The following is a 12,014-nucleotide window of genomic DNA, read 5'->3' on the forward strand; positions in this document are numbered from 1 at the left end:
TTAATTATTTTAATTATGCTGAGGTACTTATATTCCCAGAGTATGTTTTAAAGCGCGATCGATTTCTAGGGTAGGAAGGAAGCCGATCGTACTGTAAATAGCCGAAATATTTACAGTGGTGAGATTGTCAGTCATAACCACAGAATCCGTCAATAAACCCGATTGCTTACCAGAGAGAGTATTTAGGGGAATCAAGATCCGACTAGGATGCATACTTCTGACCACACGACTAGTAATCATCGCCACGATTACCTGTGGCAGCCCTGTTTGGAGATTATTAGCTTGCACGATCGCCGCAGGTCTAATCTTTGCCGTACTCAAATCGGAATTAGGAAAAACTAGCAGAACTACGTCACCACGCTTAATATTTTTTTGCTGCATGGTAGTTATCGTAGATGCTCATTTCGGGACTATCCCACTCCTCAGCAAAGGTCATCAGACTCGATCGCAAAATATGTGCTTGGGACTTACTAATATCCAGAGAGGCTAAGTCAATGTCACCGCTAGACTTCAGAAAAGTCACAATCACTCTAGTACCGTCAGATATGCCTGTGGGGAGATCGGCAATCTCGATCTGTCCGTTGTGGTATAAACCTTCAAAGCTTGCGAGCATAAAAACTTCTCTGTAAATTTAGTTTGTATAGCTACAGTCCCTTGACTTAGGACAGGTCAAAACCCAAGAATTGATGGGCGGCGCGTCGCCCATCAGTTCTTAAAGTGACATCTATAAAATACCAAAATCTCAACGATCAAACGCAAACTGTATTGAAAATGTAAGTAGCTAAAACCTAGAAGAGCATACCGCCCGCTACGCGGGCGGTATGCTGTCTGAATTCTTAGCTACTTATTGAATTAGTACGAACTACGGGTTGCATTATCATACTTTGCTGCTAGTATGTGTGCATCAAATTTGAAAACTTAAAAAGTGAGCTAGCGATAGCCGTGACCGTGCAGCTTCCCCCCCTCCCCGAAATTCATCATCCCAAGATTCAAGCTCTGTTTCAGAAAAGCGATCGCGAACTCGTGACACTATTTCAAAGACATCCTGAAGAGGGTCAGTATTTTGCGGCAATTTTTTGTCGTTATGGACAGGTGCTGTATACCCTGATTGGCACGGCAACGCGATCGCCAGTACAGTCAGACTACTTATTTGTAAAGACTTGGGAATATATCTATCACGAGATGCGAGTGCTAGACCTGCGGGTAACTACCCCCCGTCTGTCCTTGCAAAGCTGGCTGATTAATATTGCAGCCATGATGATTAATCGTGCTGAAGTACCTCCTGTCGAAGACATTCAATATTCGCTCAAGGATACGCCACCCGTATTTTGGTGTTACCTCAATCAAGCCCTGAATCAAATGGCTGGTAACCTCCGTCTGATACTATTATTGTCTCAAACTTTTCAGTGGAGCCACACGCGCATCGCGGCTTACTTACATGCTGAAGGTGAAAACATCTCAGCTAGTGATGTTAAACAACTTCTAGTCAAGGCTTACCATGCCTTAGAAGAAGCCCTTCCCGAAGATATCCGAGACATTTACCTAGCTCAAACCCCCGTTACTGCCTGAGGTAAAGATTATGCAAACATTGAGTCCCACCATCTCCCCCACCATTTCTCCCACCATTTCCAAAGCAAACAGCTCAAGGGTCGCGGAAGCAGAAAATGATTTTTTGCCAGCGATCGCTCAAGCTTCAGTCTTACAAACCGCCTTGGCTGGTTTGGATGCGAACCTCAATGATGAGCTAGATCGTTATCGCCATTGGATAGCAAACGGACAGACCATCTCCTATCTCAATCCCTTTAGACCTCGTACTGTCTCCACCCAATCGATCTGGACATCGCCGAGTCTATCCGATGCGCTTTCTCCACTCGCCCCCATTGGAGATAATAACCCTAGCGATCGCCCACGCACGATCCAAATGCCAGTCATGCCAGCCCTAGGGACGGGCTCCCCAGCAGTTAATATCAATCTAGACAAGGCTGAGCTATATAATTTTAAAGGTTTAGAGACTCTGCAAAACCTCGAACACCTCCATAATGACTACGACACAGATGGCTTAGAGCCACAAAATCATGCTCGAAATCAAGCTCAAAATCAAGCTCAAAACATAGCTGACGTTCAAGGTATTAACGGGTTTGGCACGACAAACGGGCTAGACTCGCCCACGATGGCAAAATTGCCCGTACCCGATGATGATGATATTCTGCAAAGTTTTGCCAATGACTATGCTGATTACTACCAAGAAGCAGCCGAGCAGGAATCAGCCTATGCCATTCCCCATTCCCCACAAGAAAAAAGTGCATTCCGCAGCTTAATGAATCCTGTAGGGATTATCTCCCTATTATTATTGCTCTGTTCGAGTGCAGCGATCGGCTATTTAATGGTCGATCCATCTGGGGTGGTCAAGCTTTTCAAACCTGAGGCACGCCCTAAAAATGCCCAAGTCGAAACGAAGAAAGAAGACTTAGGCAGCGATATCAATCTGCAAAATCAGCAAAAGGCAAATGATTCCTTAAGTTTTGTGCCCTTTGCAGGGGATAAGACTACAGCCGATCGCACGATTGATAGCTTGACCAAAAATAAGCCCTTAACTAATGCTCCCAAGAATCCGTTAACTAACTCATCCGCGAAATCATCAAGTTTATTTGTGCCAAATACTAGTTTTGTCCCTAGTACACCCCTACGTACCGTCCCATCCGCAAACCTATCTTCCAGTTCGATTGCCCCCTTACCTTCGGTGTTAGCGCCACTCGAAAATAGCTACAATCCACCCGCCCGAACCAATAGCTCTGCACCGACCTATACCCCACCTGCCCCGAAATCTTCCTCAAGGTCGAATGTCCCTAAGACTAATACTGCCGCCGCACCTACTGTTCCAAATACTACTGTTTCAAATACTACAGTCCCAAATACTACAGTCCCAAATACTACAGTTTATGTTACGCCGCGCAATAATACTGCGGTGAAGTATGCTGCACCAATATCATCGGGCACTCCCAATGCGCCAACCTCATCCAATAGCTATCGCGTAGTTGTCGAAAATAGTTATGCCGCTAGCGCTCAACAAGTGGAACGCGATGCCTATGTACGCCCTAGCGACGGACAGGTACAGGTTGGTTCCTATCGCGACCCCAATGCGGCTCAACAGAGAATTGAGCAATTGCGCCGTCAGGGAATTCCTGCCAGAATTGAGTGATACCAAGTTAAGAAATGGCTACGCCATTTCTTAACTTGAAAAACCTAGTAAGTAGTTCAACGTAATTAAAAACCAAAACCAGAGAGCGTACCGCCCGCTACGCGGGCGGTACGCTCTTCTAGGTTTTAAGTTTACTTATCTAACTACTTAGTATCAATTCACTGAAGTGAGCCAATACTTCTACACAACGAACGCAGTTATTAGCGAGACGCAAAAATATATGCACTTTTTTTACGATGCGATCGCCTGTGGCTTCCTTGCCGCTCTCACTTGGATGGGTCTAGTATGGATGTCACCCGATCGCCCGATTGATTCAGGCAAAGCTTGGGTGCAAGGGGTGAGCCTTGTGGCGATCGCCAATATATTAGTGTGGATTGTCTTAGCAGGTTTTAATTTGAGATTAATTCCGCTATGGGCCTTCTGCTTTTTGGGGGTGAATGTGGCGATCGCCTACTTAGTCTTTCCCCTATGTGAAGGAATTAAAATCCCCCGTATTTGGGCCTTAGCGATCCATCCCATAGCGATCGCAGTGATGAGTATATTGCTAGGTGGCGCAGTCGGAATTCTCTAGTGATGGGAATGAGGATGGGGGCGGCGCTTTGCGCCGCCCCCATCCTCATCTATTTGACTGAGAAATTAAGAAATATCAGCATAATGCCAAAGGCAAGCATTCCCACAGCAAATACGGACAACGCATTGGTAACTTGCTCTGAGAATTGCATCACTTCCGCCGCAATTACTTCTGGAGTCTTGTAACGATCTGCCCACCAGAAGTAGCTGAGGGTAAAGGCTGCTCCGAGAAACAGGATGATAAACAAAGTAAAACCGATCAAAGGGGTATACAACATATTTCCTTAACTCCTCTTTGTGATGTGACAATCCCAACAACAACTTCAACAATAGTTCCCAAAATAACGCTGTAGCGAATGCTGCGCGTGCGCTACAGATTGTGATTCTGGGTTTTAATTATGCCCAGCCACTTACCTTAGTGAATTCATTAGTGAATTGTTGTTAGGGACTTGCTATTAATTAAAGTACTCAAGTACCTGTGGCTCCAACTTCGCTCAGCCAACCTTAACGAAGCGGACTAGACTGGTATTTAGTCTAGTCAAGGCATGAGTTTAATTAGTAACAATCGCTACTAGCTATAATTCTATTTGCATAGAGTAAATTGTTTCCATTATCGCTTTTCTTTCTCTATTTTGGTTTGAGCGATATTTGAAAATTTGTTAAGTAGTTCGGCATAATTAAAAACCAAAACCAGAGAGCATACCGCTCGCTGCGCAGGCGGTATGCTCTTCTAGGTTTTATAGCTGTCGCCAAGTGTATTAGGAAGAATTGAGTGGCGGCGCTTCGCGCCGCCACTCAATTCTTGGAGTTTGATTTGTCCTCATTCAAGTGACTGTAGCTATAAGTTTACTTATGCCTAGCTACTTACAATTAGAGATTGGGCTACCCAAGTCAGCAGTTGGTACAGGGTTTTCGGAAAGATAGCCCTATCCATTCATCAATCTGTTCGCGATCGCCTAAGGAGAAACCTGCGGCAAGCATCGCGTTAGTCACATCTTCAAGACGATCGCTGGTATAGCCTGCGGTAATTAAAATTCCCTCATGGTCGGGAGTGGAACGTAAGGTTTTATAAAATTCATCGGCAAGGGAAATATGCACCCGCGCCAAGATATTTGCCACGATCAGATCGAACTTTTGGTCGGGCGCGATCGCAGGGACGGCAACAGCATGACCACCCATCCAATGTCCTAACTGGCTAGCGCTACCGAGGCTGGCACACATTGCCGTCACCCGATCCGTAACGTGGTTGCGTTGTAAGGCATCTTGCGTAGCTGCAACCGCCACAGGATCGTTATCGATCGCGATCGCCTTTGCGCCAAGTTTGGCGATCGCTACGCTGAGAATCCCCGACCCTGAACCCAGATCCAGCGCATAAAGAGAAGGCTTAACGTGACGCTCTAGCAATCGCAAACTGAGAATTGTGGCGGGGTGCAATCCACTACCAAAGGCAAGGCTGTTTTGAAGGCGAAGCACAATTTCCTGCGGATTACTTGCTTGATAGGTTGAGTCAGCCGCTAGCACAACAAAGCGATCGCCAATTCTTCTAATTAAAGAATTTGCCAAATTGGGGAATGATTCTTCTTTAGTCGATCTCTGTTCGACGATAAAGATTTGTGGTTCGTCAGTCATGCCAGTTCGATGCAAGGGCTTGAGAAGATCGACGATCGCATCGATACGTTGATGGATTTGGGCATCTTCAAGTAAATACATTTGGATTGTAAATGTCCATTTTTTACTGTGATCGCTAGATTCGTAAATATGCAGATCTTCAGCCGCGATCGCGTTGGCGAGTAAGGTACAAACCCAATCTAAGCCTTCATTGGTAGTATCAAGAGTAAGTTCGATCCAAGCCATACTGCCATCACAAATATCAATTTTCTCAATGATGTTATCGCAACTGCGATCGCATTGCATTATCAAAAACGAAGGAAGAGAAGGTTGGCGCGAAGTGCCAACCTTCTCTTCCTCCATAGTTTTTTAAAAACTAAACATAGTAAGTAGTTCGGCATAATTAAAAACCAAAACCAGAGAGCAGACTGCCCGCGCAGCGGGCAGTCTGCTCTCTGGTTAATGGCGTAGCCATTTCTTAACTTGGTTTTACATAGGCTGATGGCAAGTGATGCAATGGAACGCGCCACCGCCTAAGAGAATATGTTTGGCGGAAAGTCCGATCGCTTGACGGGTAGGAAAATGCTTAGCAATTTCCTGAACTGCTATTTCGTCATTGACCGAGCCGTAGGTGGGAACAATCACACTATCGTTAGAGATATAGAAATTCAGATAGCTGGCAGGCATGATTTCGCCTTCATCATCTAGGACTAGATTTGGCGATGGAATCTTGATGACATTCAACTTACGTCCCTTAGCATCGGTCATCTCTTCCAATTGGGCGGCAATATCCTGAAGAACTTGATAATTGGGATCGTCCTCAGTGGGCTGCATACACATGACCGTATGGGGTGCAATAAAACGCGCGATCGTGTCGATATGTCCATCGGTATGATCGTTGAGCAATCCTTCTTCAATCCAGAGAATCTTTTCTACTCCCAAGGCATTTTTTAAGCCCTCCTCGATCGCGGTATGATCCATCTGTGGATTGCGGTTCGGGTTAAGCAAGCATTGCTTAGTAGTAAGACAAGTTCCTTCCCCATCAACCTCGATCGCACCGCCTTCTAAGACCCAATCAAATTCAAATTTTGGCAGATCGAGAGTTTGGAGAATCCGATCGGCTACGCGATCGTCATGTTCCAGCATGTATTTACCACCCCAGCCATTCCATTGAAAATGCAAAGCCCCTAGTTTCCCTGCCGCACTTTTGATATAGATCGGCGTAATATCGCGCATCCAGATATCACCAAAGGGAATCTGGTGAAAGCGAACGGGCAACCCAGCTAATAGTTCTTTGGCAAGGGCGGCAGTTTCTTCGAGGACGAGGATTTCTAGCGGCTCCGATCGCGCGATCGCTTTAGCGAGGGCGACAAATTCGGCTTGAACTATATCCAGAGCTTCTAACCACAGGTCACGATGGCTGGGAAAGGCTAACCAACAGGCGCTATGGGGTTGCCATTCGGCTGGCTGGGTGTAGCCCAAGTTTTTGGGGGTTTCCATGACGGTTGCGGTATTGAGCGACGAAATGTTGTTAATAATCCATCGAAATCCTACCTTTATTTTGGACTGTTTTGGGCTGTTTGGGAATATTTAAGGCGATCGCAAACAACGTCAGAGGCAAACCCCCAAAGATGAGTGGCGGCGCTTCGCGCCACCACTCATCTTTGGGGTTTGTCAATCTATCGGCATAAGTAAAAACAAAAACCAGAGAGCATACCGCCCGCGCAGCGGGCAGTATGCTCTTCTAGGTTTTAATACCAAAACACAAAATGGCTACGCCATTTTGTGTTTTGCAAACCCTTACTGGGTTTGGTTTTTAATTCACGAAAGTGTTGCCACACTTTCGTGAATTGGTATAAGTTGTTTATTTATAGCTACAGTCACTTGAATTAGGACAAATCAAACCCCAAGAATTGACTGGCGGCGCGAAGCGCCGCCAGTCAATTCTTGGGGTTTATGTCCTAGTACATCTGGCGATAGCTATATGCCTAGCTACTTACACCATAGACATTCTGGAAATAATAAACTTTGCAATAATAGTCGAGGAGATTGTTTGAGATAAATATAGATAAAAATCTATAAATAAGTGAATGGGCATAATTAAATATAAAACCCTAAAACCTGCGGCACACGCGCAGCGTGCGCCGCAGATTTTAGCTCTGGATTTTAATTACGCTGAGGTACTTATTAGTTTTTAACCGTTATTTTGCAAATAATTCAATCTTTGAAAATTCAGAAAAAAGCACATAAAGGTATTATCCTAAAAAAAGTGGGTGTAGTGTTTTTTCGGTCTGGTGTTGCTTAAATTCCTGAAAATTGCTAGGAAATAGTCCTTAAAATCTATCAAGAGTAAATAAAGATGTCTATAAATAATACTGAGATTCGTTTGCTTCTAAATCTATGGGATTTGGGTGAAGGTCAAGGCGTAGTAAATATGGGGAAACTATTACGTTATGCTAGTAAAGAGAAGGACAAGGCGACTGCTTATAAAAATGCTTTGCAGTCCTTGATCGAGAGGGGAGAGATCACCGTATCTAAGCAGAAGCGTACTGAAAAGTATTCGTTGTCGGATAAGGGTTTTCAAAATTTAGTTGAGGGTTTGCGATCGCCTGATTTTCAGTTTGAAGGGGCATCGGTGGGCAGTCGCTTAGCGACTACGGCTTTGCAGTTGGTTCTTCAAAATCAGGGTCAGTCTGTTGAGTCTGTACCCAAAATCTCTTCCTATGATGAGTTTAAGGTTGTGGCTTTAGAAACCTATGATCAACTAAATCGTGATTACAACTTTGATAACCTTGTGCCTATTTATCGGATTAGACGAGCGATCGGTGAGCGAGTAACGCGATCGCAGTTTAACGACTGGATGCTAGAGCTTCAGTCAAAAGAGATTTTTCAGTTTATTACAGGTAGGGTTACAGACCTTACACCAGACAAGGAACAAGATTCGATTACTACAGAACTTGGTGGATTACGTTACTACGCCAAGCTTCTATAAAAGTATTTCGCTATGTTGATTTAACTAAATTTAAAAAATAATTTGAAGAGGTTTGTAATGTCTACAGCATCATCTTTTGATGAACTTTATGAGGTCATTAACAAAAATAATCCGTTCGATGTGCCGCCAATTATAACAGGGCAAGATATTTGGAATGGCAGTTTTCCTGATCTAATGACCTTAAACGCTCATGCTTCTGATGCAGTATTTGAAACAGTTGAACAAGTTCGTTCTGGCAAGCCCAAAGTAACTTCACTTGCCTTTAGTGCTGAAATTGGAGTTGGTAAAAGTCATTTGATTAGACGAATTCGCCGAGGCTTACAAGCAGACAACAAAGCTTTTTTCGTCTACGCCAACAAATATGGTGACTTGAATTTGATTCATTACCAATTTCGCCAGATTCTCGCGGACAGTTTTAAGCAGTCTAATGGACATGGCGTTACCCAATGGCAAGAATTAGCTGCCGCAATGGTGAATCAAGTTGTTGCTAACAAAAGACCTGCATTAGAGCTAGTCAATAAGCTACCCCAAGCATTGGTAAATAACCGTAATCTAATTGATCAACTCACTAATGCAATTCTTAAAGTAAAGCCAAAAATTGGTGATCCTGATATTGTTAGAGCGATTATTTGGACACTAGGAAGTGCAGCTCATGCACCTTTTGCAATTAAATGGCTTGCAGGAAAAGAGCTATCTGATGCAAAGGCAAAAGAACTAGGTTTGCCCAACCCAACAAAGGAAATCAAACTTTTGGAGGCAGATGCACTGAGTGCAGCACTACAAATTATCAGCATAGCATCTGACTATAATCCTATTCTTGTGTGTTTTGATGAGCTAGAAGGGCTAGAAGTAAATGAAGCTGGCTATTTTAAGTCTCAAGTAGTTGGTGGACTAGTCAAAGATTTATTTGATGCAATTGAACAGTCTGATGTGACAAAAGGAGTAGTTATTTTGTCAGTAATACCTCCTGCTGTTTGGAGGGATCTGTTAAAAGGTGCATCAGCAAATGATGCTGGTGGACTAAGAGATAGATTCTCTTCAAAGTATTTAGAACCAATTGAACTAAAGTATGCAGATGGAGAATCTGTTGTTAATGTTGTAGATCTCTGGCTTCAAGATTTTTATCAATCTCACAACCTTGTACCACCAAATCCTGTATTTCCCTTTGAAGAAGAGAAATTGAGATCATTAGGAAGTGAAAAGCCGACTATCAGAGCATTGTTGAAATGGTGTCGTGATAACTTTGCGATTTCAGCACCACCTTTAAACAAAAAAGATATAATTCAAAAAGCCTATGACAGAGAACTTGCTCAAATCAATGAAGATTTCTTGGATGATAGCGATCTCATTGCTAGATCTCTTTATCTTGGATTTACAACACTAAAGGGGCAAACAATTGGGAATATTTTCATCCAAGATGTCACTAATCAAGTTAAGCCGCTTGGATTGAATAGAGGCTCAATTCAATTTAAGATTATTGCAACTGATAACGGAAAAGAAGAAGTGATTGGTGTTGGTGTAATTCAACATACTCATGGGATGACCGTTGGATCAAGGATGCAAAGGCTGACATGGTATGACCAGTTTAAGCTTACTCGTGGTTGCGTGATTCGTTCTGAAGATAGAAAGATTAATAAAAGATGGGAAGCCCATACTCTACGAGCTAAGTTAGTTGATGAACTAGGTGGTGAATATATCCATCTAATTGCTGATCATGTAAAACCACTCATCGCAATTCGCACTGTATGTGACAAGCGAGAAGTTTATGGTGTTAGTGAGGATGCCATTCTAGCTTTTATTACAGACTCACAAATTGCTTTCAATAATCTCTTGATTAAAGACATCTTAAGTAACCCAGCAACTGTGATTTCTGATGATGATACTGAAACTGAGACAGGAATTGAGAACGAAAGTGATGATGTAAAACCAACTTTTATTGATATTACTGATGAAGTCAATATTGATATTGATAGCTTCCTTGAGTAGACAAAACATTTTTTAGAAAATCTTATGATTTCCCTCGTCAACGGTTTACGCATTTCAGCAACAAATTTAGATGCTTTAAGAAGTGGTGCGATCGTTGGCGCTTTTTCTAAAACATTTCTTGCGATCGACAGATCATTTGCTCTCTATCCTGATTTACAATTTGAAAATTCAGATTTAGTAACTGTCGATCTTTGGGCAGAATGCAAAAGCTGTGAAAATATTGATATTACTTTTGGTATATCAGAACTTTCACAGCTAACAGCATTGTCTATCGAAGAATTAGAATCAATCTTTCAACAACGTGCAAGCATATTTTTATTAGTTTTGCGCGTTTATAAACTACCCAATCCAATTCAAGTTCAGCAACAATCCACAGGGAATTTTGTCCCTTTACCTGAAACAATTATCATTTCCGAGAAGATTCCTATTCTTGATGATAAACAATTTCAACAAATTCAAGATCAATCAAAGGATTTAGAATTATCAATTGTTTCCAATCAATTTTTAGATACTGCTTTAGATGATGAAGATTTTTTGAGGATTAATCCTAACCTATTAACTGTAGAGTCTCAGGAAGTTATAGATGAGGAAAACCAGACAAATAACAGTTTAAGTTGGATTAAAACAATTTCAACATTAGGCGATCGGAGTATTGAAGGAGAGGACAAAAAAAGTACAGTTAAAGCTGGCACTGATTTTGAAAATATTGTTAAAAGAAGTTTAGAGTTTCTTGGTTTTACCATAGACAAAGCTCATAAGGGAGGTGCAGGAGGCTTAGATCTATGCTGTTCTGAACCTTATCTCCTTATTGGTGAGTGTAAAGCTGGGAAAAGCATTCCAAAAGGTACAACTGAAGAAATAATGCGAATTGGAATGACCAGATTAAAAACTGAGTCGGAGTTTAAAGAATCAAAAAAAATAATTATTGGTTCTGGCAAGCCAACTCCTGACGTAATCACATTTTCAACCAAATGGAAAGTAAGCATTATAAAAACTATGACATTACAAAAACTCGTTGAATTCAAAGCTAAATATGATGGTGCAATTGATTTATTTAAACTCAAGGAATATTTGCAAGCAGGGCAAATTGACGACAAGATTGATGAATATATTCAAAAAGTTGAAGATGACCTCAAACTGCGATCACATATTGTCAATTTGGTTAAAAAAGCTAACAGAAAGGTTGGAATTGATTATCTTTCGGGCGTTTTTGACGCTTCAAACTATCCAAAATCTTTAGAAGACAATGAACTTCCTGATATTTTAATTGAGCTTTCTTCACCATTGGCGGGATATTTAGGAAGAGATAAGGGTGATGCTGGAAAAGGCGATCGTTTTTACTACTTACGAGACTTACCACTCAAAAATGGGTAATAATACCAATTCACGAAAGTGAGACAACAGTTCAATGAATTAAAAAATAAACCTAGTAAAGATTTTCAAAGCTCAAAATGGCTACGCCATTTTGAGCTTTGGTATAAAAAGAAGAAAGAGGAAAGAGGCAAAAAGCAAGAGAGATGATGAAAGTTAACCTTTCATCGTCTCTCTTGCTTTTTAAGATTGAGCTTGGCATCGAGCTATTTTCCCGTAGGGCTACCCCTAAAGTATCTTCACCGTGACAGCGTTTCACAACTGAGTTCGGGATGGGTCAGAGTGGTA

Annotated in this window: 13 protein-coding genes; 7 read left to right on the forward strand and 6 right to left on the reverse strand. The window is 42.3% G+C overall.

Going from position 1 to position 12,014, the window contains the following annotated elements; genetic code table 11:
• Positions 1-27: 27 nt before the first annotated feature.
• Complete coding sequence (locus tag PseudUWO310_RS01020) at positions 28-381, reverse strand: type II toxin-antitoxin system PemK/MazF family toxin (protein ID WP_009629393.1); 354 nt, start codon at positions 379-381, stop codon at positions 28-30.
• Complete coding sequence (locus PseudUWO310_RS01025; RefSeq protein WP_142598287.1) at positions 362-613, reverse strand: hypothetical protein; 252 nt, start codon at positions 611-613, stop codon at positions 362-364. Before PseudUWO310_RS01025 ends, PseudUWO310_RS01020 begins: the two co-directional genes overlap by 20 nt.
• Before the next feature lie 335 nt (positions 614-948).
• On the opposite strand from PseudUWO310_RS01025, the gene PseudUWO310_RS01030 reads away from it, so the two are divergent.
• The 3 genes from PseudUWO310_RS01030 to PseudUWO310_RS01040 all read left to right on the forward strand — a co-directional run bounded on the left by PseudUWO310_RS01030 (position 949) and on the right by PseudUWO310_RS01040 (position 3,770).
• Positions 949-1,569, forward strand: coding sequence for an RNA polymerase sigma factor (locus PseudUWO310_RS01030; protein WP_055076679.1), 621 nt, complete (start codon positions 949-951; stop codon positions 1,567-1,569).
• Between the two features lie 10 nt (positions 1,570-1,579).
• Complete coding sequence (locus PseudUWO310_RS01035) at positions 1,580-3,199, forward strand: SPOR domain-containing protein (protein WP_142598289.1); 1,620 nt, start codon at positions 1,580-1,582, stop codon at positions 3,197-3,199.
• A gap of 220 nt (positions 3,200-3,419) precedes the next feature.
• On the forward strand, positions 3,420-3,770 hold the full coding sequence (locus tag PseudUWO310_RS01040; protein WP_055076662.1) for a hypothetical protein: 351 nt from the start codon (positions 3,420-3,422) through the stop codon (positions 3,768-3,770).
• A 49-nt stretch (positions 3,771-3,819) separates the two neighbouring features.
• Here the strand turns inward: PseudUWO310_RS01040 and PseudUWO310_RS01045 are convergent, their stop codons facing one another.
• The 4 genes from PseudUWO310_RS01045 to PseudUWO310_RS22660 all read right to left on the reverse strand — a co-directional run bounded on the left by PseudUWO310_RS01045 (position 3,820) and on the right by PseudUWO310_RS22660 (position 7,055).
• A complete protein-coding gene (locus PseudUWO310_RS01045; protein WP_009628967.1) occupies positions 3,820-4,047 on the reverse strand; it encodes a hypothetical protein in 228 nt (75 codons plus the stop codon).
• Positions 4,048-4,660: 613 nt separating this feature from the next.
• Positions 4,661-5,740, reverse strand: a complete 1,080-nt coding sequence (locus PseudUWO310_RS01050; protein WP_223805485.1) for a 50S ribosomal protein L11 methyltransferase — start codon at positions 5,738-5,740, stop codon at positions 4,661-4,663.
• 126 nt (positions 5,741-5,866) lie between these two features.
• Positions 5,867-6,877 carry an agmatine deiminase family protein gene (locus PseudUWO310_RS01055; protein WP_142598291.1) on the reverse strand — a complete coding sequence of 337 codons (1,011 nt, stop codon included), beginning with the start codon at positions 6,875-6,877 and terminating at the stop codon, positions 5,867-5,869.
• Between the two features lie 31 nt (positions 6,878-6,908).
• Positions 6,909-7,055: a hypothetical protein gene (locus PseudUWO310_RS22660; RefSeq protein WP_190315862.1), complete on the reverse strand. Its 147-nt coding sequence runs from the start codon at positions 7,053-7,055 to the stop codon at positions 6,909-6,911.
• Positions 7,056-7,736: 681 nt separating this feature from the next.
• Between PseudUWO310_RS22660 and PseudUWO310_RS01060 the strand changes: the two genes are divergently transcribed.
• Genes PseudUWO310_RS01060 through PseudUWO310_RS23490 form a run of 4 tightly spaced genes read left to right on the forward strand, consistent with a single transcriptional unit; the run spans position 7,737 to position 11,876 of the window.
• Positions 7,737-8,369: a hypothetical protein gene (locus PseudUWO310_RS01060; RefSeq protein ID WP_142598293.1), complete on the forward strand. Its 633-nt coding sequence runs from the start codon at positions 7,737-7,739 to the stop codon at positions 8,367-8,369.
• Between the two features lie 57 nt (positions 8,370-8,426).
• Positions 8,427-10,355: an ATP-binding protein gene (locus tag PseudUWO310_RS01065; RefSeq protein WP_142598295.1), complete on the forward strand. Its 1,929-nt coding sequence runs from the start codon at positions 8,427-8,429 to the stop codon at positions 10,353-10,355.
• Between the two features lie 24 nt (positions 10,356-10,379).
• Positions 10,380-11,729 (forward strand): DUF1802 family protein, encoded by a 1,350-nt coding sequence (locus tag PseudUWO310_RS01070; protein WP_142598297.1) that lies wholly within the window; start codon positions 10,380-10,382, stop codon positions 11,727-11,729.
• Positions 11,730-11,747: 18 nt separating this feature from the next.
• Complete coding sequence (locus PseudUWO310_RS23490) at positions 11,748-11,876, forward strand: hypothetical protein (protein WP_263363364.1); 129 nt, start codon at positions 11,748-11,750, stop codon at positions 11,874-11,876.
• The last annotated feature ends 138 nt before the right edge of the window (positions 11,877-12,014 follow it).

This window comes from Pseudanabaena sp. UWO310, from assembly GCF_006861605.1.
Lineage (GTDB): Bacteria > Cyanobacteriota > Cyanobacteriia > Pseudanabaenales > Pseudanabaenaceae > Pseudanabaena.

Bases quoted from the DNA above. Each gene is read 5' to 3' on its own strand.
- PseudUWO310_RS01020 (WP_009629393.1), bottom strand. From the start codon at position 381: ATGCAGCAAAAAAATATTAAGCGTGGTGACGTAGTTCTGCTAGTTTTT.
- PseudUWO310_RS01025 (WP_142598287.1), bottom strand. From the start codon at position 613: ATGCTCGCAAGCTTTGAAGGTTTATACCACAACGGACAGATCGAGATT.
- PseudUWO310_RS01035 (WP_142598289.1), top strand. From the start codon at position 1,580: ATGCAAACATTGAGTCCCACCATCTCCCCCACCATTTCTCCCACCATT.
- PseudUWO310_RS01040 (WP_055076662.1), top strand. From the start codon at position 3,420: ATGCACTTTTTTTACGATGCGATCGCCTGTGGCTTCCTTGCCGCTCTC.
- PseudUWO310_RS01045 (WP_009628967.1), bottom strand. From the start codon at position 4,047: ATGTTGTATACCCCTTTGATCGGTTTTACTTTGTTTATCATCCTGTTT.
- PseudUWO310_RS01050 (WP_223805485.1), bottom strand. From the start codon at position 5,740: ATGGAGGAAGAGAAGGTTGGCACTTCGCGCCAACCTTCTCTTCCTTCG.
- PseudUWO310_RS01055 (WP_142598291.1), bottom strand. From the start codon at position 6,877: ATGGAAACCCCCAAAAACTTGGGCTACACCCAGCCAGCCGAATGGCAA.
- PseudUWO310_RS01060 (WP_142598293.1), top strand. From the start codon at position 7,737: ATGTCTATAAATAATACTGAGATTCGTTTGCTTCTAAATCTATGGGAT.
- PseudUWO310_RS01065 (WP_142598295.1), top strand. From the start codon at position 8,427: ATGTCTACAGCATCATCTTTTGATGAACTTTATGAGGTCATTAACAAA.
- PseudUWO310_RS01070 (WP_142598297.1), top strand. From the start codon at position 10,380: ATGATTTCCCTCGTCAACGGTTTACGCATTTCAGCAACAAATTTAGAT.